The sequence below is a fragment of the Streptomyces sp. CA-179760 genome, from assembly GCF_050937045.1.
Lineage (GTDB): Bacteria > Actinomycetota > Actinomycetes > Streptomycetales > Streptomycetaceae > Streptomyces.
Window position 1 is genome coordinate 2,675,321 of record NZ_JBNJLZ010000001.1, and the last position, 23,419, is coordinate 2,698,739.

17 protein-coding genes and 3 pseudogenes are annotated in these 23,419 nt (G+C 72.0%); 7 read left to right on the plus strand and 13 right to left on the minus strand.

Annotation, left to right across the window (positions count from 1 at the left end; all coding sequences use genetic code 11):
* Positions 1 to 17: 17 nt before the first annotated feature.
* The 5 genes from ACQEV8_RS11975 to ACQEV8_RS11995 all read right to left on the minus strand — a co-directional run bounded on the left by ACQEV8_RS11975 (position 18) and on the right by ACQEV8_RS11995 (position 6,345).
* Positions 18 to 3,137, minus strand: coding sequence for an efflux RND transporter permease subunit (locus tag ACQEV8_RS11975; protein ID WP_432959625.1), 3,120 nt, complete (start codon positions 3,135 to 3,137; stop codon positions 18 to 20).
* 159 nt (positions 3,138 to 3,296) lie between these two features.
* On the minus strand, positions 3,297 to 3,980 hold the full coding sequence (locus ACQEV8_RS11980; RefSeq protein ID WP_432959627.1) for a response regulator: 684 nt from the start codon (positions 3,978 to 3,980) through the stop codon (positions 3,297 to 3,299).
* Entirely contained in the window at positions 3,977 to 5,197 is a 1,221-nt protein-coding gene (locus ACQEV8_RS11985; protein ID WP_432959629.1) for a sensor histidine kinase, read from the minus strand. The genes ACQEV8_RS11980 and ACQEV8_RS11985 overlap by 4 nt, the downstream gene beginning before the upstream one ends.
* Before the next feature lie 75 nt (positions 5,198 to 5,272).
* On the minus strand, positions 5,273 to 5,551 hold the full coding sequence (gene pspAA, locus ACQEV8_RS11990; protein ID WP_215121952.1) for a PspA-associated protein PspAA: 279 nt from the start codon (positions 5,549 to 5,551) through the stop codon (positions 5,273 to 5,275).
* 23 nt (positions 5,552 to 5,574) lie between these two features.
* Complete coding sequence (locus ACQEV8_RS11995; RefSeq protein WP_432972624.1) at positions 5,575 to 6,345, minus strand: PspA/IM30 family protein; 771 nt, start codon at positions 6,343 to 6,345, stop codon at positions 5,575 to 5,577.
* 331 nt (positions 6,346 to 6,676) lie between these two features.
* Between ACQEV8_RS11995 and ACQEV8_RS12000 the strand changes: the two genes are divergently transcribed.
* A complete protein-coding gene (locus tag ACQEV8_RS12000; protein WP_432959631.1) occupies positions 6,677 to 7,276 on the plus strand; it encodes a DUF3043 domain-containing protein in 600 nt (199 codons plus the stop codon).
* An 80-nt stretch (positions 7,277 to 7,356) separates the two neighbouring features.
* A pseudogene (locus ACQEV8_RS12005) lies at positions 7,357 to 8,096 on the plus strand (class I SAM-dependent methyltransferase).
* 55 nt (positions 8,097 to 8,151) lie between these two features.
* Here the strand turns inward: ACQEV8_RS12005 and ACQEV8_RS12010 are convergent.
* Complete coding sequence (locus ACQEV8_RS12010; protein WP_432959632.1) at positions 8,152 to 8,364, minus strand: hypothetical protein; 213 nt, start codon at positions 8,362 to 8,364, stop codon at positions 8,152 to 8,154.
* Positions 8,365 to 8,568: 204 nt separating this feature from the next.
* Here ACQEV8_RS12010 and ACQEV8_RS12015 point away from each other — a divergent pair, with 204 nt between their 5' ends.
* Positions 8,569 to 9,768: a bifunctional adenosylcobinamide kinase/adenosylcobinamide-phosphate guanylyltransferase gene (locus tag ACQEV8_RS12015; RefSeq protein WP_432959634.1), complete on the plus strand. Its 1,200-nt coding sequence runs from the start codon at positions 8,569 to 8,571 to the stop codon at positions 9,766 to 9,768.
* Between the two features lie 115 nt (positions 9,769 to 9,883).
* Here ACQEV8_RS12015 and ACQEV8_RS12020 read toward each other — a convergent pair.
* Positions 9,884 to 10,920, minus strand: a pseudogene (locus tag ACQEV8_RS12020) (class I SAM-dependent methyltransferase).
* A gap of 156 nt (positions 10,921 to 11,076) precedes the next feature.
* Between ACQEV8_RS12020 and cobT the strand changes: the two are divergent.
* Together cobT and ACQEV8_RS12030 are read left to right on the plus strand one after the other, a co-directional pair.
* Positions 11,077 to 12,186 carry a nicotinate-nucleotide--dimethylbenzimidazole phosphoribosyltransferase gene (gene cobT, locus ACQEV8_RS12025; RefSeq protein ID WP_432959635.1) on the plus strand — a complete coding sequence of 370 codons (1,110 nt, stop codon included), beginning with the start codon at positions 11,077 to 11,079 and terminating at the stop codon, positions 12,184 to 12,186.
* A gap of 141 nt (positions 12,187 to 12,327) precedes the next feature.
* Positions 12,328 to 13,026 carry a hypothetical protein gene (locus ACQEV8_RS12030; RefSeq protein ID WP_432959636.1) on the plus strand — a complete coding sequence of 233 codons (699 nt, stop codon included), beginning with the start codon at positions 12,328 to 12,330 and terminating at the stop codon, positions 13,024 to 13,026.
* Here ACQEV8_RS12030 and ACQEV8_RS12035 read toward each other — a convergent pair.
* A complete protein-coding gene (locus ACQEV8_RS12035; RefSeq protein WP_432959637.1) occupies positions 12,966 to 13,730 on the minus strand; it encodes a hypothetical protein in 765 nt (254 codons plus the stop codon). The two genes, ACQEV8_RS12030 and ACQEV8_RS12035, sit on opposite strands and share 61 nt — an antisense overlap.
* Positions 13,731 to 13,790: 60 nt before the next feature.
* On the opposite strand from ACQEV8_RS12035, the pseudogene ACQEV8_RS12040 reads away from it, so the two are divergent.
* A pseudogene (locus ACQEV8_RS12040) lies at positions 13,791 to 14,572 on the plus strand (adenosylcobinamide-GDP ribazoletransferase).
* A gap of 16 nt (positions 14,573 to 14,588) precedes the next feature.
* Here ACQEV8_RS12040 and ACQEV8_RS12045 read toward each other — a convergent pair.
* The 5 genes from ACQEV8_RS12045 to ACQEV8_RS12065 form a co-directional block, all read right to left on the minus strand.
* On the minus strand, positions 14,589 to 15,371 hold the full coding sequence (locus ACQEV8_RS12045; RefSeq protein WP_432959638.1) for an endo alpha-1,4 polygalactosaminidase: 783 nt from the start codon (positions 15,369 to 15,371) through the stop codon (positions 14,589 to 14,591).
* Positions 15,368 to 16,027: a spherulation-specific family 4 protein gene (locus ACQEV8_RS12050; protein WP_432959639.1), complete on the minus strand. Its 660-nt coding sequence runs from the start codon at positions 16,025 to 16,027 to the stop codon at positions 15,368 to 15,370. The genes ACQEV8_RS12045 and ACQEV8_RS12050 overlap by 4 nt, the downstream gene beginning before the upstream one ends.
* Positions 16,024 to 17,535 (minus strand): hypothetical protein, encoded by a 1,512-nt coding sequence (locus tag ACQEV8_RS12055; protein WP_432959640.1) that lies wholly within the window; start codon positions 17,533 to 17,535, stop codon positions 16,024 to 16,026. Before ACQEV8_RS12055 ends, ACQEV8_RS12050 begins: the two co-directional genes overlap by 4 nt.
* Positions 17,532 to 19,055 carry a GT4 family glycosyltransferase PelF gene (gene pelF, locus ACQEV8_RS12060; protein ID WP_432959641.1) on the minus strand — a complete coding sequence of 508 codons (1,524 nt, stop codon included), beginning with the start codon at positions 19,053 to 19,055 and terminating at the stop codon, positions 17,532 to 17,534. The genes ACQEV8_RS12055 and pelF overlap by 4 nt, the downstream gene beginning before the upstream one ends.
* A 138-nt stretch (positions 19,056 to 19,193) precedes the next feature.
* A complete protein-coding gene (locus tag ACQEV8_RS12065) occupies positions 19,194 to 21,227 on the minus strand; it encodes a hypothetical protein (protein WP_432959642.1) in 2,034 nt (677 codons plus the stop codon).
* 353 nt (positions 21,228 to 21,580) lie between these two features.
* Here ACQEV8_RS12065 and ACQEV8_RS12070 point away from each other — a divergent pair, with 353 nt between their 5' ends.
* Positions 21,581 to 23,107 (plus strand): leucyl aminopeptidase, encoded by a 1,527-nt coding sequence (locus ACQEV8_RS12070; protein ID WP_432959643.1) that lies wholly within the window; start codon positions 21,581 to 21,583, stop codon positions 23,105 to 23,107.
* Positions 23,108 to 23,419 lie beyond the last annotated feature (312 nt).

A 23,419-nucleotide genomic window follows, 5' to 3' on the forward strand; every position in this document is an offset into this window, starting at 1 on the left:
CACGTGTCGTGCAAGGGTCAGACCTGCGCCGGCTCCGGCTCCTCCGCCGTCTCCGTGCGCGGGGCCGGGAGGCCCTTCTTCGCCGCCCGCTTCTTCGCCCGGCGCTCCTTGCGGAGTTCGAACATCGCGTACAGCGTCGGGACCAGGAGGAGGGTGAGCAGGGTCGACGTGACCAGGCCGCCGATCACGACCACGGCCAGCGGCTGGGCGATGAAGCCGCCTTCGCCGGTGATGCCGAGGGCCATCGGGAGCAGGGCGAAGATCGTCGCCAGGGCGGTCATGAGGATCGGGCGCAGTCGGTGGCGGCCGCCCTCGATGACAGCCTCGACGACGCCGTAGCCCTGCTTGCGGTACTGGTTGATCAGGTCGATCAGCACGATCGCGTTCGTCACCACGATGCCGATCAGCATCAGCATGCCGATCATCGCGGGGACGCCCATCGGCGTGCCGGTGGCGATCAGCAGGCCGATCGCGCCCGTGGCCGCGAACGGGATGGAGACGAGCAGGATCAGCGGCTGGACCAGGGACTTGAAGGTGCCGACCAGCAGCATGAAGACGATCGCGATGGCCGCCAGCATCGCCAGGCCCAGGTTGAGGAACGCCTCGTCCTGGTCCTCGGAGACACCGCCGATCGACGCCGTGGCGCCGTCCGGGAGCTTCAGCGCACTGATCTCGGACTGGAGCTTCGTGCTCACCGCGCCCGTGTTGTCGCCGGTCGGCTTCGCGGAGATGGTGGCCGCGCGCTGGCCGTCGATCCGGGTCATGGAGACCGGGCCGTCGATCTGCTTCACCGTCGCGATGTCGCCGAGCTTCACCGCGCCCAGGCGCAGGTCCTGGAGCTGCTTCAGCGTCTTCGCGGGCTCGGCCGAGCGGATGACGACGTCGCGCTCGCTGTCGTCCAGGGTCGCCTTGGCCGCGTTGGTGCCGCGGATCGCCTGCGCGACGGCGGCGCCCAGGGTCTGGTCGTTGAAGCCGGCCGCGGCCGCCTTGTCGTTGGCCTTCACCGAGATGCGCGGCACGCTCTGCGCGAGGTCGCTGGTGACGTCCGTGACGTCGTCGAGCTCGGCGACCGTCTTGCGGACCTCCTCGGACGCCGTACGCAGGACATCGGCGTCGGCGGCCTTCACCACGACGCTCAGGTCCTGGGCGCCGAAGCCGTCACCGGCGGCGATGGTGGTCGTGCCGATGCCCTTGAGGCCGGCCAGACCCTTCTCGATGTCGTCCTGGACGTCCTCGAACGGCACGGAGTCGTCCAGCATCACCTGGTACGAGGCCTGGTTGGAGTCCGTGCCGCCGCCGAAGGCGGCCATGAAGCCGGACGAACCGATGGTGACCTGGTAGTCCTTGACGCCCTTGGTGTCGGCGAGCAGCTGCTCGACCTTCTTGGCCTGGGCGTCGGTCGCCGCCAGGCTGGTGCCGGGCTTCAGCTCCTGCTTGACGTTGAGGACTTCCTGCTCGCCCTGGTCGAAGAAGTTCGTCTTCAGCAGGGGCGCCATGCCGAACGTGCCGATCAGGACGACGATCGCGAGGGCCACGCTGGTGAGGCGGCGGCGGGTCGCGAAGCGCAGGACCGGGACGTAGATGCGCTGGAGGCGGCTCTTGGCCTCCTTCTCCTCCGCGAGTCGGCGTGCCTCGTCCGCGTCCTCGGGGGTGCCCTTCGGGGGACGCAGGAACCAGTACGACAGGACCGGGACGACCGTCAGGGAGACGAGAAGGGACGCCAGCAGGGCGGCGGTCACCGTGAGGCTGAACGAGCCGAACAGCTCGCCCACCATGCCGCCGACCAGGCCGATCGGCAGGAACACCGCGACTGTGGTGAGCGTCGAGGACGTCACCGCGCCCGCGACCTCACGGACGGCCTGGAGGATCGCGAAGTGGCGCTCCTCGCCGTAGCCGAGGTGCCGTTTGATGTTCTCCAGGACCACGATCGAGTCGTCGACGACCCGGCCGATGGCGATGGTCAGGGCGCCGAGCGTGAGGACGTTCAGCGACAGGTCGCGGGTCCAGAGCACGATCAGGGCGAGGACGACCGACAGCGGGATGGACACCGCCGTGACGAGGGTCGAGCGGATCGAGGCCAGAAAGACCAGGATCACCAGGACCGCGAAGAGCAGGCCGAGCGCGCCCTCGGTGGTCAGGCCCTTGATGGACTTCGAGACCGCCGGTCCCTGGTCGCTGACGACCGTGAGGTCGGCGCCCGAGCCGAGGTCCTTGCGGAGGTCCGGGAGCTTGTCCTGGACGGCCTCGGAGATGGCGACCGCGCTGCCGTCGCGGTCCATGGTGACGGCGACGGAGAGGCTGGGCTTGCCGTCGGTGCGGGTGAGGGAGTCGGCCGGGGCCTCCTGCTGCTTCACCGTGGCGACATCGCCGAGGCGCACCGGCTTGCCCTTGCCGGGCTCGCCCGTGACCATCAGGTCCTGGATCTGCTTCAGCGAGGTGAAGCCGCCGCCGACCTGGACCGTACGGTTGGCGCCGTCCTCGTCGAAGGAGCCGGCCGGGACGGTCGCGCCGCCCGCCTGGAGCGCCTCCATGAGGGACTGCGGGGTGAGGCCCGCCTTCGCGAGCTTCGCGTTGTCGGGGGTGACGGCGACCTGGAGGTCCCGCACACCGTCGACGGTGACCTGGCCGACGCCGTCGATGCTCTTGAGGTCCGGCACGACGGTCTTGTCGAGCTGGTCGGCCAGGGCCTGCTGGTCCCGCTGGGAGCTGACGGCGAGGACGACGGTCGGCATGTCGTCCGTGGACCCTGCGACGATCTGCGGGTCGACGTCGTCCGGGAGCTGGACGCGGGCCCGGTTGACGGCCTGCTGGACGTCGGCGACGAGCTGCTTGGTGTCGTTGCCGTAGTCGAAGGACGCCATGATCACGGCGTTGCCCTCGCTGGCGGTGGAAGTGACGCCGCTGATGCCGTCGACGGCTTCGAGGTTGTCCTCGATGGGTTCGACGACCTGCTTCTCGACCACGTCCGGTGACGCGCCCTGGTACGGCGCCAGCACGGACACCATGGGCAGTTCGATGGTGGGCAGCAGCTGCTGCTTGAGCTGGGGTATCGCGATCGCCCCGAAGACGAGCGCGATGATCGACATCAGCCCGATCAGGGCCCGTTGCGCGAGGCTGAATTTCGACAGCCAGGACATGGGTGAGGGTCTCTCTTCTGTTAGCGGCAGAAGCGGCAGCGAGCGCGCAGATGAGCACCCGCCCCTACACCCTGAGCCATGGGGGACCGGGGTTTCGTAGGCCCCAGGTCCATTTCCTTATGCCGCGCATACTCCGGGCGCAGTACACCCGGGTCGAGCTCACTCCACCCTTGGACGGACCAGGCCGGACTCGTACGCGGTGACCACGAGCTGGGCCCGGTCCCGGGCGCCCAGCTTGGCCATGGCCCGGTTGACGTGCGTCTTCACCGTCAGCGGGCTGACCTCGAGACGCTCGGCGATCTCGTCGTTGGAGTGCCCGCCGGCGACCTGGACGAGCACTTCGCGCTCCCGCCCGGTGAGCGAGTCGAGCCGCTCGGCGCGGGCCGGGTCGCGCTCGCCGTCGTCGGTGGGGTCCTGGGCGAGGAAGCGGGCGATGAGGCCCGTGGTGGCCGCCGGGGACAGCAGGGCCTGGCCGCCGGCGGCGGTCCGGATGGCGGTCAGCAGTTCCTCGGGCTCGGAGCCCTTGCCGAGGAAGCCGGAGGCGCCGGCGCGCAGCGACTGCACGACGTAGTCGTCGACCTCGAACGTCGTCAGGATGACCACGCGGACGTCGGCGAGTTCGGGGTCGGCGCTGATCATGCGGGTCGCGGCGAGACCGTCGGTGCCGGGCATCCGGATGTCCATGAGGACGACGTCGGCGTGCTGCTCCCTGGTCATCCGCACCGCTTCCGCGCCGTCGGACGCCTCCCCCACCACCTCCATGTCGGGCTCGGAGTCGACGAGCACACGGAAGGCGCTGCGCAGCAGTGCCTGGTCGTCGGCGAGCAGGACACGGATGGTCATGCGGGGTCCTCCCCGGTCGGTGTGCGGTTCTTGACGGGCAGGATCGCATGGACGCGGAAGCCGCCGCCGTAGCGGGGACCGGTGGTGAGGGTGCCGCGCAGGGCGGTGACGCGCTCGCGCATGCCGAGCAGTCCGTGCCCGCCGCCGTCGGCCGGGGCCTGATTCTCGCCGGTGCCGTCGTCGAGCACGGTGATCTCGATGTTCGCTCCGACCCGTACGACGCTGACCTCGGCCTTGGCCTGCGGCCCGGCGTGCTTCCGCACGTTCGTGAGGGCCTCCTGGATGATCCGGTAGGCGGCCAGGTCGACGGCCGCGGGCAGGGCGGTGCCCTGGTCGGTTCGGGCGACCTCGATGCGCTGTCCGGCGTTGCGGAAGGTGCCGGCGAGTTCGTCGAGGCGGTCCAGGCCGGGGGCGGGTTCGGTGGGGGCCTCCGGGTCGCCGGACTGTCTGAGCAGCCCGACGGTGGCCCGGAGCTCGTTGAGGGCGGAGCGGCTGGCCTCCCGGACGTGGGCGAGGGCCTCCTTGGCCTGGTCGGGGCGTTTGTCCATGACGTGGGCGGCGACGCCGGCCTGGACGTTGACCAGGGCGATGTGGTGAGCGACGACGTCGTGCAGGTCGCGGGCGATGCGCAGGCGTTCCTCGGCGACCCGGCGGCGGGCCTCCTCCTCGCGGGTGCGTTCGGCGCGCTCCGCGCGTTCCCGGATGGCCTGGATGAAGGCGCGGCGGCTGCGGACGGCGTCACCCGCGGTGGCACCGATGCCGGCCCAGGCCATGATGCCGAGGTTCTCCTGGGCGTACCAGGGCAGGGGGCCGGCGGCCATGGCGGCGCCGGTCAGCACGGTCGTGGTGAGCAGTCCGATCCGCCAGGTGGTGGGGCGGTCGGTGGTGGAGGCGACGGTGTACAGGGCGATGACGGCGGACATGGCGACGGGGGCGCGGGGGTCGCCGGTGACGGACTCGATAACGGAGAACGTGCCGGTGAGGGCCAGGACCGTCATGGGGGCGCGGCGGCGGAAGACCAGCGCGGCGGCGCCGAGGACCATGAGGACGAGGCTGAGGGGGTCGGGGGTGCGCAGGACCCAGTTGACGGTGTCGCGGTGCCGGGGCTCCACGAAGGAGCCGGCGACCATGCAGGCCAGGACGGCGGCGGCCAGGACCGCGTCCACGGCCAGGGGGTGCGCCTTGGCCTGGACTTTAGCCCGCGCGAGTGTGCTCACGGCTGTTTACGGTAGCCGGGCGGGGTGTGCGGGGGTATGGGGGTCGGGTGTGAGGTGCTCGGCGTCCGGGCCGGCTCAGCCCGGAATCAATCCGTCGTCGCTCAGGAAGTCCCTGACCTCTTCCAGGGTCGCGTCCGGGGACGGGAGGATCAGTTCGGACGGTTCCAGGGAGTCGTCCGGGAGGGGGTCGCCGAGGTCGCGGACCCTGGTCAGCAGGGCCTGGAGGGTGCGGCGGAAGGCGGGGCCGTCGCCGTTCTCCATTTCGGCCAGGAGTTCGTCGTCCAGCTTGTTCAGTTCGGTGAGGTGGCCGTCGGCCAGCCTCACCTGGCCCTCCCCCATGATCCGTACGATCATGTCGCCCTCCTAGGCGTGGGCCCCTACTGCTTGTCGAAGCGCGGGGTGTCCTGCGGCTGCTGCTGCGACTGCTGCTGGTTCGTGCCACCTTCGATGGCCTGTTGCCCGGCGGCCGGGCCCCCTGCCAGCTCCTGCTTCATCCGCTGCAGTTCCAGCTCTACATCCGTACCACCGGAGAGCCGGTCCAGCTCGGCCTGGATGTCGTCCTTGTGCATGCCGGTGGGGTCGTCCAGCGCCCCGGAGGCGAGCAGCTCGTCGATCGCGCCGGCGCGGGCCTGGAGCTGGGCTGTCTTGTCCTCGGCACGCTGGATAGCCAGGCCGACGTCGCCCATCTCCTCCGAGATGCCGGAGAAGGCCTCGCCGATCCGGGTCTGCGCCTGGGCCGCCGTGTACGTCGCCTTGATCGTCTCCTTCTTCGTACGGAAGGCGTCGACCTTGGCCTGGAGCCGCTGGGCCGCGAGGGTGAGCTTCTCCTCCTCGCCCTGCAGCGTCGAGTGCTGGGTCTCCAGGTCGGTCACCTGCTGCTGGAGGGCGGCACGGCGGGACAGCGCCTCACGGGCCAGGTCCTCACGGCCCAGCGCGAGCGCCTTGCGACCCTGGTCCTCCAGCGTGGAGGACTGCTTGTTCAGCTGGGCGAGCTGCAGCTCCAGGCGCTTGCGGGAGGTCGCCACGTCGGCGACGCCGCGGCGGACCTTCTGGAGCAGCTCCAGCTGCTTCTGGTACGAGTAGTCGAGGGTTTCGCGCGGGTCCTCGGCCCGGTCAAGGGCCTTGTTCGCCTTCGCGCGGAAGATCATCCCCATACGCTTCATGACACCGCTCATGGGCTTCGCGCGCCCCCTTCTGACCGAACCGGCTCCAGCTCCTGCGACAGAACCCACAGTACGGGCCCTGCATCCATTACCGCACTGTTCGGGGACGGATGCGCTCATCCCCAAGGACGACTGTGGACGGTCCCGCTCCGGCGTAGGGAGTAGGTGATCCCCGGGGTTACCGGAGGCCTACATCCCGGAGAACCGCCGGAGCCGTACACATCGTCCCCTCTGTCCCCATACAGACGACTGGTGTTGCCGGATCGTTCCCCACGGGACTGGGGTCCATGCCCGGAAGCCCTTATCCTTGGGTTTTGTGTTCCGTAGCCGTGCGAAGGATGAGAAGGCCCAGGCCGCCGTGAAGGCGCCGGAGACCGACTCCAGTCAGCCCCGTCACCCCGAGGCCCGCAAGGGCCGCCCCACGCCCAAGCGCAGTGCGGCCCAGTCGCAGCGCCGCAGCGTGGCCAACACGTCGACGACGCGCAAGGAGGCCGCCAAGCGACAGCGCGCGGAGCGCCGTACCGCGATGGAGCGCCAGCGTCAGGCTCTGGCCAGCGGCGACGAGCGGTATCTGCCCGCTCGCGACAAGGGACCGGTCCGCCGGTTCGCGCGCGACTTCGTCGACTCGCGGTTCAACATCGCGGAGTTCTTCCTGCCGATGGCCGTGGTCATCCTCGTGCTGAGCATGGTGCGCGTGGCCTCGCTGCAGAACGTGGCGCTGCTGCTGTGGCTCGTGGTGATCGTGCTGATCGTGCTCGACTCGTTTGTCTCCGCCTTCCGTCTGAAGAAGCAGCTGGCCGAGCGGTTCGCCGGTGAGAACAAGCGTGGCGCTGTCGCCTACGCCCTGATGCGCTCCCTCCAGATGCGTCGTCTCCGGCTGCCGAAGCCGCAGGTCAAGCGCGGAGAGCGGCCCTGACCACGACGCCGTTTCCCGAGAGTGCGGCGGATGCCCGGGTGACCGGGCCGGGCGGGCTGCGCGATGTGGTCCGGCAGGAGCTGGTCGCCCGGCAGCTGGACGAACAGATATCCGGGCGGTTCCCGGTCGGGCAGCGGCTGCGGGTGCTCGACGTCGGTATGGGCCAGGGCACGCAGGCGCTGCGGCTTGCCCGGGCCGGGCACCAGGTGACCGGTCTGGAGCAGGACCCGAAGATGGTCGCCGCGGCCCGGGATGCCCTCGCGGGGAACCCGAGGGCATCCGGAAGCGGATGCGGATCATCGAGGGCGACGGCCGCGACACCGGTGTGCACTTCCTGCCGGGCGCTTTCGACGTGGTCCTGTGCCATGGCGTGCTCATGTACGTCGAGGAGCCCGACCCGCTGCTGGCGGGTCTCGCCCGGATGCTCGCGCACGGCGGACTGCTGTCGCTGCTCGTGCGCAACGGGGACGCGCTCGCACTGCGGCCAGGACTGTCCGGCGCCTGGGCGGAAGCGCTGACCGCCTTCGACACGACCGCCGGCCTCCCTCATCCTCGAACAGACTCGAACGGGGAGACCCCCATCCGGCTGGGACTCGACGTACGGGCCGACCGGCTGAAGGACCTGACGTCGACGCTCGCGGGAATCGGGGCGCCGCTGCACGCCTGGTACGGGGTGAGCGTGTTCACCGACTCGGCGGCGGACGGCACGGAGGTCCCGGGCGACGTCCAGACGCTGCTCGCAGTGGAGGAGAAGGCCGGGCGGACGGATCCGTACCGCGGGGTGGCGGCGCTGCTGCACCTGTGCGGTGTGCGGGGCTGACGCCCCCGGGCCACGGAAGAGGGGGTGGGCGGGGGCCGTCGGCCCCCGCCCGGGCTCACGCCTCGGCCGCGTGCAGACTCATCGGGCCGTAGATCTCTGTGACGTCCTCGAACAGACGCACCTGGTCGGTGCCGCCTTCCTGCAAGGCCTTCCAGTGCTCGCCGATCCAGGACTCGGCGTCCCCCTGGGTGGGGAAGTCCTCCGGCGGCACCGCGGGCTCGACCTCAGTCCCGTCGGTCTTCTCGAACCGCCACGTCCATGCCGCCATGTACGCCTCCCATGTGTGAGCACACTGCACAGCAGGAGCCGGATCTTGGTCCGGCTCCTGTGTCGAGCCTAAGCGTTTCGGGCGTGTGCGGGTCGGGGTGGGCTGGTCGCGCCCGCGCGGCGGTGCCGCATATCGAAACAGCCCCGCGCCCCTTGAGGGCGTCTCCGTCACGCATGCCCCATGGTCACGGGTGAGAATCGGGGCGTGGAACTTACTCTGCTCGGTACCGGCGCTCCCGCGGGGCTTCCCCGCCCCGACTGTCCCTGTGCGGCTTGCGCGGCCGCTCTCGGGCCGGATGCGCGGGCGGCTACCGCGTCGCTCCTGGACGGGGCGCTGTTGCTCGATCTGACGCCCGGAGCGGCGTTCGCGGCGGCTCGGGCGGGGCGTTCGCTGACCGGCGTGCGGCAGGTGCTGTTGTCGCATCCGCATGACGGGCCCGCGGTCGAGGTGCCCGCCGGGGTGCCGCAGCCCGGACGGGTGCCGGACGGGCAGGAGTTGACGCTGCTGACGGGGCACCGGGTGCGGGCGGTGGCGATGGACGCGCCGGGCACGGGGTACGCGGTGACCGGGCCGGAGGGGCAGCGGCTGCTGTATCTGCCGCCGGGCGGGGCGCCGGCGGGGCTGGCGGAACCGGCGGAGCCGTACGACATGGTCCTCGCGGATGTCGTGGGGCGGCCGGACGCGCTGGCGAAGCTGCGGGCGGTCGGGGCGGTGGGGCCGACGACCGATGTGGTCGCCGTCCATCTGGACCACGACGTGCCGCCGGGCCCGGAGCTCGGGCGGCGGCTCGCGGCAGCCGGGGCGCGGGCGGTGCCGGACGGGGCGACGCTGGCGGTGGGGGCGTATGAGGACGTGCCGGACGTACCGCGGCGCACGCTGGTGCTGGGCGGGGCCCGGTCGGGCAAGTCGGTGGAGGCCGAGCGCCGGCTGGAGGCCTTTCCCGACGTGCTGTACGTGGCGACGGGCGGGACGCGGGGCGGGGACACCGAGTGGTCGGTGCGGGTGGCCGCGCACCGGGAGCGGCGGCCGGGGTCGTGGCGGACGGTGGAGACCTGCGATCTGGTGCCGTTGCTGGCGGAGGAGGGGCCTCCGGTGCTGGTCGACTGTCTGTCGTTGTGGCTGACGGACGCGATGGACTCCGCCGGGGCGTGGGACGACGCGGTGTGGGCGGAGCGGGGGGAGAAGGCGTTGCGGGAGCGGGTGCGGGAGTTGACGGAGGCGGTGCGGTCGAGTCGGCGGACCGTTGTCGCCGTGTCGAACGAGGTGGGGTCGGGGATCGTGCCGTCGACCGCGTCGGGGCGGCGGTACCGGGATGAGCTCGGGCGGCTGAACGCGGGGTTCGCGGAGCAGTGTGAGCAGGTGCTGTTGGTGGTGGCGGGGCAGGCTGTGGTGCTGCGGGGGTGAGTGGTGCGGGCGTCGCAGCTGAGGGCGGGTGGGTGCGCAGCCCGGCGTTGCGGGGTGCCGCTGCGCCCACCCGTGCCGCCCTTAGCGGCACGCATGCCCGCAGCTCGGGCGCGCGCTAGGCCGGTTTGCGGGCGATGACTCGGTACGTGTTCGCCAAGCGTGTGCGGCGGGCCAGCGGGGCCAGTAGGTGGTCCGCCAGGGCCGCCGCTCCCACCAGTGGGAGGCCCGCTCGGAGGAGGGCCTCGCGGGCGTGGCGGCGGAAGGGGGGCGGGGGATGGCGCGCCAGGGGGTGTCCGGGGCCGGCAGGGCGTGGGAGAGGGCCAGGGACGTCGCGCCGGAGAGGTCGTGGGGGATGTGGGTGGGGCGGTGGTCGAGGGTGAGGACCGTGCAGCCGGTCGTCTCCAGTTCGGCCCGGAGGTTGCGCGGGGGCAGCAGGTGGAGGTGGCGGGGCTGGTCGTAGGGGAGCCACCAGCGGCCGAGGAGCGCGGCGAAGACGCTGCCGGGGTCGAGGGTCTCGACGAGCAGGTGGCCGCCGGGGCGCAGGACGTGGAGGGCGGCGTGGAGTTCGGTACGGGGGTCGGGGGCGCCCTCCAGGTGGTGGAGCATGCTGACCACGTCGTAGCGGGCGCGCAGCGGGCCCGAGATCCGGGGGTCCGACAGCCGGCCGACGTGGGCCTCCTCGACGCGTTCGGCCGAGACGGCCCGGACCACGTCCGGGGTGACGTCCAGGCCGTCGAAGGAGGTGTAGGGGAAGAACTCCCGGGCCGTCTCCGGGAAGCGCGCGAGGCCCGTCCCCACGTCCAGCCAGCTCTCCGGCTCCCCGAACCGCTGCATCGCCCGGGCGGCCGACCGGTGGCGGTGTTGTCCGGCGCGCAGGGCGACGAGGGCGTCGGCCGTGGGGTCCATGGGCGCCCCGCGCACGGTCCGGTGGTAGTGGGCGAGGCCCTCGGCCGTGAGGCGGGGGTTCTGGAAGGTGTGGCCGCAGTCGCGGCAGTCGTCGACGGTGAAGCTGCCCGGCTTGTACTGCCGCAGGTCACCGGTGCGCAGCCGGTTGCGCAGCCGGCCGGAGCCGCACCAGGGGCAGTCCTCGCGGCGCGGTTCGTGGACCGGCGCGGGCGCCTGAGGAACGGAGGGGGCGGGAAGTTCGGGCATGGGCGGCTCCCGGGCGCGAGGCGTACGGCACGGACGTACGACAATCCGCTGCAAACGGGAACGTATGGGATGCCGATCTTGGGTGCAACGACGTCGCCGTGACGGAGTCGCGATGTGGCGCCTTACTGTTCGATCGGTGCCGGTACTGTTCGGCGAATGAGCTCGCTTAATCTCGACGACTTCACCGATCTGATCGAGCGTCCGGACGGCGGGATCCGCCGCGACGCCGAGGCGCGCCGGGAGCGGCAGATCGTGCCGCCAGGGTCGCTGGGCCGGCTCGACGACTTGGGTGAGTGGCTGGCGGCGGCGCAGTCCGCGGTGCCGGTGCGGCCCATCGAACGCCCGCGGGTGGTGCTCTTCGCCGGTGACCACGGCGTCGCCGAGCTGGGCGTCTCGGCCCGGCCGGCGGGCGGTGCCGGGGAGTTGGTGCGCGAGGTGCTGGAGGGCGGCAGGCCCGTCTCGGTGCTCGCCCGGCGGCTCGGCGTGCCGGTGCGGATCGTCGACATGGCCCTGGACTGCGATCCCGAGGCCCTGCCCGAGGACCTCGTACGGCATCGGGTGCGGCGCGGCAGCGGGCGGATCGACATCGAGGACGCGCTGACGGCCGAGGAGGCCGAGGCGGCGTTCCTGGCCGGGGTCGCGGTGGCCGACGAGGAGGCCGACTCCGGTACGGATCTGGTGGTGCTCGGCGATGTGAGCGTCGGCGGCACGACGGCGGCGGGCGTGCTGGTCGCGGCGCTGTGCGGGGTCGACGCGTCGGTCGTCACCGGGCGTGGCGGGCTGGCGATCGACGATCTGGCCTGGATGCGCAAGTGCGCGGCGATCCGTGACGCGCTGCGCCGGGCCCGGCCGGTGCTCGGGGACCAGTTGCAGCTGCTGGCGACGGTCGGCGGGGCCGATCTCGCGGCGATGACGGGCTTCCTGCTGCAGAGCGCCGTGCGGAAGCTGCCGGTGGTGCTCGACGGGGTCGTGACGGCCGCGTGCGCGCTGGTCGGGCAGCGGATCGCGTTCCGGGCACCGGACTGGTGGCTGGCCGCGCACGACAGCGGCGAGCCCGGGCAGGCGAAGGCGCTGGACCGGATGGCCCTGGAGCCGCTGCTGACCCACGGCGTGACCGTCGGCGAGGGCGCGGGCGGCCTGCTGGCGCTCCCCCTGGTGCAGGCCGCGGCGGCGCTGGCGGCGGAGCTGCCCGAGAAGCCGAAGGAGTCCGAGCAGCCGGTGGAGCCGGAGGGCACGGAGGACTCCGAGGTTCCCGCCGAGCAGTAGTCGCCCTGGAGATCCAGGTCACGCGCACCTGGCTCAACTTCGTCCCGTTCCGGTCGGTCTTCGGGTGTGGTGTCGGTTTGACTGAGCCACAGACACCGCGCACACCCGCTGCCGCACCGGCCCCTGGACGAGGACGACCCGATGACCACGCTCGCCCGCTGGGCCCGCGCCGAATGGGGGCCGCTGTACGCCGTGGTGCGCGAGCCGCTGCGGGAGCGGCGCCTGCGCGCGGTGCCGATGGCGGCCGGGGCCGTGTGCCTGACGTCCGTGCTGCACTTCGTACACAACCAGTCGTGGGGCTACCGGTTCGTTCAGGACATCGGTGCCGTGCGGGCCGAGGACCCGCTGTGGCTCGCGCTGCTGCGGACGCCGCTGTCGCTGTTCGTGCCCGCGCTGGATCTGCCGGTGTGGGGTGCGCTGGCGCAGATCCTGCTGGTGTTCGGCATCGCGGAGCTCTGCCTGGGATGGCGGCGGGCCTTGTTCATCGCCTACCTCGCGACGCTCGCGGGCACGCTCTACGCCCGCCTGGGCATCTGGCTGGGCCCGGACGCCCCGCTGGGTCTGCCCGCCTCGGACGCGCGGGTCGTGGACACCGGGCCCTCGGCGGCGGTGGTGGGACTGGCCGTCTACCTGGGCGTGCGCTATCACGCGTACGTCACGGCGGCGGTGGTGACCGTGGCCATGGTGTTCGAGGTGGCCCTGAAGGAGAACCTCGCGGGCAAGGAGCATCTGGCGGCGATCGCGGCCGTGCTGGTGCTGTGCGCGGCCGGTGCGCTGCGTCAGCGGCGTTCGAGCGACCGGACGGGCTCGACGTCGGGCGCGCCCCCGATCCAGTCCTGAAATCTGCGCCGGGGGCCCACCCAGCGGCGGTCGTGGTGGTAGGCCCGCAGGCCGGATTTGGCTCGGGCGCGGGGACGGTTGCGGTAGAACCGCTTGGCCCACGGGGAGGTGGGTCGGGCCAGCCGTACGGCGCCGACCAGGGCGACGAGGGGGATGATCACGCCCAGGACGGCGATGCGGACCTTGCCCTTGAACAGGGCGATGAGGGCGAAGCCGAAGTTCACGAGGACGTTCCCGAGGACGACGGCGCGGTTCTGCTGCTGGTCGTCGGAGAGGTCGTTGACGCCCAGCGGCGAGAAGCCGAGCAGGAGCAGGCCGACGAGGGACGCGGTGAGGACGACCATCTCGACGCTCTTGCGGCCGTCCGGGGTCCAGTAGACGTCGGCGAGGTGCAGGACCAGGGCGAACTCGTCGAGGACGAGTCCCGCCCCGATGCCGAAGAGCACCGCTGCCAGGCAGGAGCCGAAGCCGTGCTGGCCGCCGGCGACCGCGCCGAAGCCGCCGATGATCGTCAGGATGACGCCGGGGACCACGTGGTGGACATGGACACCGCCGCTGCCGCTGATGTTGCGGAAGGGACCCTTGCCCGCCCGGATGAGGCGGGTGATGCCGCGGGTGATCAAGAAGGTCATCACGAAGGAGATGAGAGCGAGAAGCAGCGGCAGCTTGCCGGGTTCCATGATGTTCCGCTCGAACCATCCCATATGTGAACTTTATCCTCGGCCGCCGCGCCCGCTCTCCTGACCGGCCGGTAGCCTGCGCCGGTGTCCAGAACCCCGCCCCTCGACGGTCTCCGCTTCGCCTTCGGCACCCTGACGGTGTTCCCGGTCCGGGTGACCCGGTGGGACCGTCAGGCCGCGCGTGGCGGCATGCTGTGCGCTCCCCTGGCCGGGCTGGCGGTCGGCGCCGCTGCCGCCGTCGTCGGGCTGGTGCCGCTGTTCCTCGGCGCGGGCGGGCTGCTCGCCGCCGTGGCCACCGTCGCCGTGCCGGCCGTCCTCACCCGGGGCTGCATCTGGACGGGCTCGCGGACACCGCCGACGGGCTGGGCAGCGGGAAGCCCGCCGAGGACGCGCTGCGGATCATGAAGCAGTCGGACATCGGGCCGTTCGGGGTCATCGCCCTCGTCCTCGTCCTGCTCGCGCAGGTCACCGCCCTCGCCCAGGCCTACGACGCCTCCTGGGCCCGGGGCGCCTTCGCCGCGGTCGTCTCCGCGACGGTCGCCCGGCTGGCCCTGACCCTGGCGGCCCGGGCCGGGGTGCCCGCCGCCCGGCCGGAGGGACTGGGGGCGGCGGTCGCGGGCGTGGTGCCCCTGCGCGGAGCGCTGCTCACCGGAGTCGCCGTCACGGTGGCGGCGACAGCGGGGAGTGCCTTCTGGGGCCCGTACGACGTGGTCCGGACCGGGTGCGCGGTCGTCCTCTCCCTGGTCGCCGCCGAAGCGCTGCTGCGGCACTGCACGCGCCGCTTCGGCGGTGTCACCGGGGACGTGTTCGGCGGGCTCGCGGAGACGGCGGCGACCGCGGCGCTGGTCGTCCTGGCGCTGGGCTGACACACCGGACCCGGGCTCAGCAAGCCTGTCGCCACACCCCCAGTTCGTACTTCTTGAGCAGCGAACTCAGCCGCAGGCGGCGGGACTCGGCGCAGAAGCGGCGGGTGGGCACCTCGTACTCGACGTGGAAGACGGCCTTGCCCGCGTCGACGAACGGCTTCAGGGCCGCGCACTCCCCGTACTGGGCACACTGTTCGTTGACCGCGAAGTCGAAGTCCTTGACCAGCTCGGGAATCTGGTCCAGGTCGTTCTTCAGACCGACGGCCAGGCCCCGGTCGTGGGCCAGGCGGGCGATGAGGCGGTTGTAGCGGAGCTGGTCGGCGGCCTTCAGCGGGAAGCCCGTCTCATTGCGGTAGCCGTCCATGTTGTCGGGCTCCACCGCGTCGAAGCCCTTCTCTCGGCACATGTCGATCCGGGCCGCCATGAGGGGCTCCAGGACGTCGGTGCGGCGGATGTCCAGCCAGCGTTCGCCCTTCCAGCCGTTGCCGCGCCCGAGGACGGACTTCGGGAACTTCCCGGCGTCCGGGCGGAACTCCTCCCAGGCGCCGGTGGACAGATAGCAGATGACCTTGCGGTCCTCGCGGTGCAGGCGCGTGACGGTGGCCTCGGAGTGGTCGAAGCCGTCGATGTCGTAGACCGGGACGTCGACGGAGGTGTCCAGCTTCCCGCTGAGCTGCCACTGCCAGGCGGTGCCCGGCCGGGGCTGCCAGCGGGGGCCCGGTTTGTCGTCGGGAGCCTCCTGGGCGCAGCCGGCGAGCAGCAGGACGAGCAGGGTGACGAGCGAGGACGTGCGTCTCACGGGGTGTTCTCCGGGTGGTGCAGGGTGTACGGCAGTGTGCCCCAAGGATGATCGCCGGTGCCGGGCACCGCACAGTGCACCGCCGCGCCCCGCGCCCTGGCCAGGCCCTCCGGGTCGGCGTCGGGCGGCACGTCGTACACCAGGTGGCACAGCCGCACGTCGTCGCCGCCGGGCCACGGCTCGGGGCGCAGCGCGCGGTACGACGCCCAGGTGCCCTCGAAGGTGACGAGGACGTCGGCGATGCGGGCGTAGCAGGGATGCGGTGCCGTGCCGTGGTTGAGGACGAGGGTGCCGCAGCCCACGCCCCAGGCGGCCACCGCCAGTCGCTGGTAGTACTCGAACTGCTCGGGACCGGAGGGGACCTGGTCGAGGAAGGCACCGTCGGTGCCGTACCAGTCGCGGTGCCGGGTGAGGTCGCGGAGGACGTCGGTGGTGGCGCGGCGGCCGTAGCCGGTGTCGGCGTACCCGAGGACCCGGACGCCCGCGTCCCGCAGCCGGGCGGCGACCTCGGCGAAGGCCGCGTCGGGGCTGTCGCCGGGCCCGCTGGCCGGGTTGAGGACCACCCCGTAGAGGCGGTGCGCGGAGGCCACGATCGCCTCCCATTCGGCGGGGCGGACGGACGGGTGCTCGTAGTACGGGACCAGGAGAGTGCTCATCGGTGGGCTGTTGCCCTTCCCAGCAGGGCGCACACCAGGGCGCCTTGGACGACGGCCGCCGTGCCGTACACGGCCGGGCCCGCCAGGTGCGGGTCCCCGGCGTGCGTGACGAGGAGCAGGGTCTGGGCGAGGGCCGCGGCGCAGCACACCGCCGTCGCGCCGGTCACCGCGCCGAAGGACTGGAGCAGCAGGCCCGTCCACAGCACCACGCCCAGCAGGAGCAGCGCGACCAGCCGGACACCGCCGGGGACCGGGGCGTGCGGCCACAGGGCGGAGGCGGCGAGGCTCAGTAAGAGCAGGGTGGCGAGGTAGGCGGCCAGGCACGCGACGACGGTGAGGACGGTGGTGCGCCGGAAGGCCCCGGCGGTGCCGCTGGAGCGCAGTGCGGCGAGGCTGTCGCCGCGGAATCGATACAGCAGCCACTCCGCGGGGCCCATGCTGAGGGTGAGCGCCACGGCGGCGGGGGCGGCGACCGCGCTGCCGGTCTCACCGGCGAGGACGTCGCCGAGGGCCGCGTACAGCACCAGAACGCCGGTGGCGAGCCCGAACAGGGCGTACGGCAGGGAGCCCGTGAGCCGGGGTCCGGTGGAGCGCCGGGGCGCGCGGGCGGTGCCGGACGCGCCCAGCGGGAGCAGGGCGGTGAGAACGGCGGTCCACCCGCCCTCCTCCTTCACGGCCGGTGCCACTTCCCGCGCGGCGAGGGCCGCCACGGCCACCAGGGAGCCCAGCAGGAGAACCAGGCTCACGGCCTCGGGCAGCGGGTTCCTCAGGGACAGGACGGCGCCCGTCGCCATCGGCGCGAGGGCGGCCAGCAGGAGCCGCTCGCGGCCCATCACCAGCAGGACGGTCGCCGCCGCCAGATAGCAGGACTGCCCGGCGGCGAAGGCGACCGCGGCCGGGGCGGCACCGGCCGCACAGGCCAGGGCGACCACCGAGCCGAGCAGGGCACCGGCCGGGGCGCCGAGCAGCAGGGCGCGCCGGGCGGCCGTCGGGTCGCCCAGCCCCAGCCACGCGTACGCCCGGTGGGCGAGGCCCTGGTTCCACGTCCAGCCGCACAGCGCGCCGGCGAGCAGCGGTACCGAGCCCGGCGGGAGGCCGAAGCCGTCGTCGCCGGCGAACAGGGGTGCGCCGAGGACGTAGGCGAGGCCGGGCAGGGCGAAGACGACGCCGCGCAGCAGACAGCCGAGCAGGCCGCTCTGCCAGGGGTCGGGGGCGGGACCGTCGGGCTCGGGGTAGCGGCGTTCGACGCGTTCGTAGAGGGTCTCGGCGAGCGCGAAGGAGTTCTTGACGCCGTACCGCTCGCGGATCTGGTCGTCGGAGAGGCCGTCGGACTCCAGCAGGGCGGCTATCTCGTCCGGGTGGACGGCGGCGGCGATGAAGTCCTCCAGCCGGGCGGCGAGTTCGTCGACCGGGTCGGGCAGGGCCCAGCTCGGGGTGGCGCGCTGCCGGGGAATGTAGGGCAGGGTGTCCGGGCGGGAGCCCGGGGGGAGCCAGACGCTTCCGCTCACCAGCCGGTCCCGTCCGTCGCCACGGCGGCGTAATACGGGTCGCGCAGTTCCAGGGTCCAGTCGGCGACCATCTCCAGCGTGGGCTCGTAGACCTCGTCCTCGCCCGCGAGTTCCTTGTAGACGGTGCGGAAGGCGTCCACCGAGCGGCGCAGCGTGAACCGGTCGATGACGCGCTGACGCGACAACGCGCCCAGTTCGAGGCGCCGTTCGTCGTCCTTGAGCAGGGTCAGCGCGGCGGCGGCCATCTTCTCGGGCTCGCGCGGCGGCACGACCAGGCCCGTGTCGCCGACGGCCTCGCGCACCCCGCCGACATCCGTGGACACCGTCGTACGGCCGCAGGACATGGCCTCGATGATGGAGAACGGGAAACCCTCGGAGATCGACGACAGCATGACGACGTGGCCGGCCGCGTAGGCCCGCCACACCTCGGTGATCCGACCCTCGAAGGTCAGGCCGTCGGTGACGCCCAGTTCGGCGGCGAGCTTCTCCAGCCGGGTGCGGTAGGCCTCGCCGCCGGGCGGGACCGGGCCGAAGAGCCTGAGCCGGGTCGCGGGGATCTCGGCGCGCACCAGCGCGTAGGAGCGGATCAGGGTCTCCAGGTCCTTGATGGGGTCGATCCGGCCGCACCAGGAGAGGGTGGGGACCTCGGGCTCGGGGCCGGCGTGCGGGAAGGCGGCCGGGTCGACGCCGTTGTAGACCGTGCGGATCTTGCCGGCGTCGGCGCCGCCGCGCTCCTCCCAGCGGCGGTTGTACTGGTTGCACGGGGTGATCAGATCGGCGGCGCGGTAGCCGTAGGAGTTCAGCTCGCGGTAGAAGCCGAGCATGAAGGCCTTCACGGGCCAGCGCTGGGCGTCGTTGCGGTAGCCGAGGTAGCGCTCGCGCAGATAGATGCCGTGCTCGGTGAGCAGAAACGGTACGCCGTCCAGGTGGCGGGCGGCGAGCGCCGGCAGGGTCGCGAGGCCGCTGCTGACGGCGTGGGCGACGGAGTCCTCGGGGATGCGGACGCCCAGGGGCCTGAGGGCGTGTTCCAGGAGGTCGGTCGCGGTGAGGGCGTCATGGACCGTGGGGCGTGCGGCGGCGGTCGGCAGATGCGGCATCGTCCAGATCCACATCAGGGACTTCAGCGCCGACTCGGTGCGCAGGGCAGCCGACAGGCGGCCGTCCCGGGCGAGTTCGGCCAGCTCGTTCAGGGACGTGCCGAAGTCGGTGGGCGAGCCGGGGTCGAGGAAGGAGAGCAGGAAACGCTCGTAGGTGTCGGTGAAGCGGCGGCGGGCCTTGCCGTAGAGGGGCCTCGCGCGGCCGGGGCGGGGGCCCCAGGTGGGGACCGAGGTGTGTGCGTAGACGTTGGGCGGGAGGTCCCAGGTGACGGGTTCGCGGCCGTTGCCGGTGAGGGAGACGATGTGGAAGTCGACCTCCGGCATGCCCTTGACGAGTTGGTCGCACCAGGTGCTGACGCCGCCGTGGACGTGCGGGTAGGTGCCCTCTGTGAGCATGGTGACGTGGCGGCCTGTTCGCCTCATGCGGTGTTTCCCCCTGTGGTGCGGATGTTGGGCGGGGAACTGCGTCCGGATGCCGAGTGCGGGCATCGTTCGGGCTGGTCGCGCCCCGCGGCGGAGCCGCATGTCAGATACAGCCCCGCGCCCCTGAGGTACGCAGCCCTACGGCAGCTTCAAAGTGAGAGCCGACTGGAGTGCTGCCGGGGTCGTCCAGGTCGAGCGGGATCCCGCGTACGGGGTGCCGAAGGCGGTGGTACCCAGGAGGAGTTGCTTCTTGGTGCCCTCCGGGGCGGTCACCGGGATCTGGGTGCCGGACGGTGCCGTGACGGTGACGGTGGTGCCGATGCGGTAGGCCGTCACGCGGCCGTTCGCCAGGGCAGCCTGCCAGGCCGCGCGGCGCTGGACCTCGGTGCCGATGGCGCTGTGCCGGGGGTTCTCCAGCGGTGTGTCGTCTGCGAACAGGGCCCGGTAGTCGGCCAGTACCTTCTCCATGACCGGGTAGAGCAGCCGGTCCTCGGCCAGGTTGGACTGGTGCGCGTAGTGCGGTCTGGGGTCGCCCGCCAGGGCGTGGCCGAGGGCGGTGCGCGCCTCCTGGGGGACGATGTGCTCGGCGTAGCCAGTGGTGGTGTCGAGCGGCTCGTCCAGGCAGGTCGAGGTGGGGTTGTCCTCGCAGGCGCCGCTGCCGCCGTCGCCGCGCGAGGTGTAGATCCAGTTGTACTCGTCGGCCATCTCGGCCGCCGTGCCCACGTTGTAGTACACGTTCATCGGGTGGCGCGGGACGGTCAGCGCGTTGCCGATCGCCCGCTGCTCCGGCTCGCGCGAGTTGTCCGAGGCGATCCACTTGACGCCGGTGTCGGCGAGGGCGCCGGACAGGTTCGGGTTGTCGGCGGGCTGCTGGGGCAGCGTCTTCAGTCCCGAGTGCTCACCGGTGACGAGTTCGGCGCGGTCGACCGGGAGGCCCTTGGCCACGGCCCAGTTGTGGTTGTCGCGGATCTGCGCGGCGATCTCGGCGCGGCTCATGTACTTCACCGAGCCGTCCGCGTTCTTCGCGCAGCTCCACGGCACGCTGGAGGTGTCCTGTACACAGCCGAGGAAGGGGTGCGTGTAGGTGTGGTTGACCCAGCGGTACTGCGCCTTGTCGACGAGCAGCCGGTCGGTGAGGGCGTCGGTGCCGCCGTGTTCGGTCTTCCACTCCTCGCCGGAGCCGGCGTTGTAGACCATGTCCATGGTGAAGCCGTGCTCACGCTGCCACTGGGCGGCGTAGGCGGCGTCGTCCGCGGTCATGCGGATCGGCGTGGTGCCCTCGCCGTCGCCGCCCGCGCAGTCGAAGTCGCCCGGGGTGCAGTCGCGTTCGGTGTCCCAGCGGCTGTCCGGGGCGAACACGTCGTCGACGTGCACCGCGAAGGAGTTACGGGTCTGCCCCAGGTGCACGCCCTGGGTGAGCCACTCGACGATGCCCCGGGCCAGCAGCCGGAACTGCTGCTGGTTGTCGTTGTACGCGAAGGTCACGACGAGTTCACGGCGGCCGTCGTGGGCGTACTCGCCGACGAGGCTGCCGCGGCCGGTGCCGCCGGGCACGGGGAGATCGACGTAACTGGTGAAGCCGGCACGGGGCCGGGCGACATAGCCGTAACTCTCCTGCACGTCCGGCGCGTTGTCCTCGAACCGGAACGCGCCCTGGAGGTAGCCGAACCGGCCCGCCTTCCCTGCGGCGGTGACGGATGCCTCGCGTCCGTCGAGGGTGCCCGCCCAGCCGCCGTCACTGGTGTAGTCGAGGCCGACCTCCGGGTGGGCCCAGGTGTAGGCGTCGACCTGCGGGATGCCGTACGTCCGTTCGTACGTCTCCAGGGCGGTCTGCTCGGCGGAGCCCGCGCCGAACGGGGCCTCGTTCGGCAGGACGACACCCTGGTACTTGGCGCGGGGCCTGCCGTTCACCGTGTCGCTCAGGAACGACTCGGTGATCCGCGGGCGGCCGGAGTCGTTCAGGTCGACGGTGGTGTACGGGACACCCGTGCTCCTGAGCTGGGCGGTGACGGCCTTGACGGGACTGTCGCCGTTGTCGACCACCAGCACCTTGAGATCGATGCGCGGCTCTTCCGCTGCCGCCGCCCCGGGTGCCGTCACCCCGGCCGTGATCATGCCTGCCGCCGTCATCGCGGCGGCCGTGTTTCGCCATCTGCGCGCACGCTGCGCCATGATTCCTCCCCAAGAAGATCCCAGAGATCCCCTTGCGGTCGAACAGAGGCCGAACAGAGGAGGATCAGTGAAAATCATGCAAAGCGGCGAGCAAGACTCTTGCCGGATCCGAGCGAGTGTGACCGAGTTCACCGCCTTGAGGGATCAAGAAATGGCTACTTCGCGGCCGACAGGTGAACTCCCGCAGTAATGAGCGAACGCGGCCACGCGCGTAGTCTCGTCGTCGAGTGTTCGCCGCACCGGGGAAGGCCCCGTGATCGTCGACCCTGAGTCGGAATAGGGTCGACTCGGGCCCGGTCGACCCACACCGTTCGACCATCGCAACTTCACATCGGAAGCGAGATTTCACCACCGTGACTGCTCTCACTCTCAGCACCGCCGCGGCGCCCGGCCTGCGGGCCGACGCGATCGTGATCGGTGTCGCCAAGGGTGCCAAGGGGCCGGTCGTCGCACCGGGCGCCGAGGCCGTGGACAAGGCGTACGACGGCAAGCTCGCCGGCGTCCTGGAGACTCTCGGCGCCTCCGGTGCCGAGGGCGAGTTGACGAAGCTGCCGGCACCGTCCGGCTTCAAGGCACCGCTCGTACTGGCGGTGGGCCTGGGCGCGGTGCCCGAGAAGGACGCCGACTACGACACCGAGGCCCTGCGCAAGGCCGCCGGCGTCGCCGCCCGCGCCCTGGCCGGAACCAAGAAGGCCGCCTTCGCCCTGCCACTGACGGACGCCGCCGACGCCGGCGCGGTCGGCGAGGGCGCGCTGCTCGGCGCGTACTCCTTCGACGCCTACAAGGACAACGGCAAGGACGCCAAGGCGAAGAACGGCAAGGCTCCCGTCGCCGAGGTCGCCCTGCTCGGCGGCAAGCCCCGTGACAAGGCGTACAAGGCGGCGATCGAGCGTGCCGCCGCCGTGTCCGAGGAGCTCAACCGCGCCCGCGACCTGATCAACACCCCGCCGAACGACCTCAACCCCGAGGCGTTCGCCGCGGTCGCGCAGGCCGCGGCCAAGGAGCACGGCATCAAGGTGCAGGTGCTCGACGTGAAGGCCCTGGAGAAGGGCGGCTACGGCGGCATCCTCGGCGTCGGGGCCGGCTCGGCTGCGGGACCGCGTCTGGTGAAGCTGTCCTACACCTCCTCGAAGGCGAAGAAGCACCTCGCCTTCGTCGGCAAGGGCATCACCTACGACTCGGGCGGCATCTCGCTGAAGCCGGCCGGTCACAACGAGACGATGAAGTGCGACATGAGCGGCGCGGCCACCGTGTTCGCCGCGGTCGTCGCCGCCGCGCGGCTGGGTCTCGAGGTCAACGTCACCGGCTGGCTCGCCCTGGCCGAGAACATGCCCTCCGGCTCCGCGACCCGTCCGGGTGACGTGCTGCGGATGTACAGCGGCAAGACGGTGGAGGTGCTCAACACCGACGCAGAGGGCCGGCTGGTGCTGGCCGACGCGCTGTGGGCGGCCTCCCAGGAGAAGCCGGACGCGATCGTGGATGTGGCGACGCTGACCGGGGCGATGGTGCTGGCGTTGGGCAACCGGACGTTCGGGATCATGGGCAACGACGACGCGTTCCGCTCCGCGGTGCACGAGGCCGCCGAGGAGGTCGGGGAGCCGGCGTGGCCGATGCCGCTGCCGGAGCACCTGCGCAAGGGGATGGACTCCCCCACGGCCGACATCGCGAACATGGGCGAGCGGATGGGCGGCGGGCTGGTCGCCGGTCTGTTCCTGCGCGAGTTCGTGGGCGAGGGGATCACCTGGGCGCACCTCGACATCGCGGGGCCGGCGTTCAATGAGGGCGGTCCTTTCGGGTACACGCCGAAGGGTGGCACGGGGTCGGCTGTGCGGACGCTGGTGCGGCTTGCGGAGCTGACGGCCGCGGGTGATCTGGGCTGACCTTCGCCTGAGAGCTCGGTCTCGTCCGTTGTGTGGCGAGTGCGGGGGCGTGGGGGCTGTTCGCGCAGTTCCCCGCGCCCCTGAGGCGTGACCCTGCTGTCCGTTGCAGGTGAGCGGGGGCTGGTCGCGCCCGCGCGGCGGAGCCGCAGATCCGGCACAGCCCCGCGCCCCTGAGGCATGACCCCTGGGCGCTCTCATCTGAACGTGGGGCGTCTCACACAGCAGCCCGGCGTCTCTTTGTGTGTCGACAAGTGCGAAGATGGGGCTCGGCAGGACAGGGCCCCACCGAAGGGCCGAAGAACGAGCGGCCGG

What these genes read in the sequence shown, in the direction of transcription:
- ACQEV8_RS11975 (WP_432959625.1), bottom strand. Translation starts at nt 3,137, where the DNA reads ATGTCCTGGCTGTCGAAATTCAGCCTCGCGCAACGGGCCCTGATCGGG.
- ACQEV8_RS11980 (WP_432959627.1), bottom strand. Translation starts at nt 3,980, where the DNA reads ATGACCATCCGTGTCCTGCTCGCCGACGACCAGGCACTGCTGCGCAGC.
- pspAA (WP_215121952.1), bottom strand. Translation starts at nt 5,551, where the DNA reads ATGATCGTACGGATCATGGGGGAGGGCCAGGTGAGGCTGGCCGACGGC.
- ACQEV8_RS11995 (WP_432972624.1), bottom strand. Translation starts at nt 6,345, where the DNA reads ATGATCTTCCGCGCGAAGGCGAACAAGGCCCTTGACCGGGCCGAGGAC.
- ACQEV8_RS12010 (WP_432959632.1), bottom strand. Translation starts at nt 8,364, where the DNA reads ATGGCGGCATGGACGTGGCGGTTCGAGAAGACCGACGGGACTGAGGTC.
- cobT (WP_432959635.1), top strand. Translation starts at nt 11,077, where the DNA reads ATGAGCTCGCTTAATCTCGACGACTTCACCGATCTGATCGAGCGTCCG.
- ACQEV8_RS12030 (WP_432959636.1), top strand. Translation starts at nt 12,328, where the DNA reads ATGACCACGCTCGCCCGCTGGGCCCGCGCCGAATGGGGGCCGCTGTAC.
- ACQEV8_RS12035 (WP_432959637.1), bottom strand. Translation starts at nt 13,730, where the DNA reads ATGGGATGGTTCGAGCGGAACATCATGGAACCCGGCAAGCTGCCGCTG.
- ACQEV8_RS12050 (WP_432959639.1), bottom strand. Translation starts at nt 16,027, where the DNA reads ATGAGCACTCTCCTGGTCCCGTACTACGAGCACCCGTCCGTCCGCCCC.
- pelF (WP_432959641.1), bottom strand. Translation starts at nt 19,055, where the DNA reads ATGAGGCGAACAGGCCGCCACGTCACCATGCTCACAGAGGGCACCTAC.
- ACQEV8_RS12065 (WP_432959642.1), bottom strand. Translation starts at nt 21,227, where the DNA reads ATGGCGCAGCGTGCGCGCAGATGGCGAAACACGGCCGCCGCGATGACG.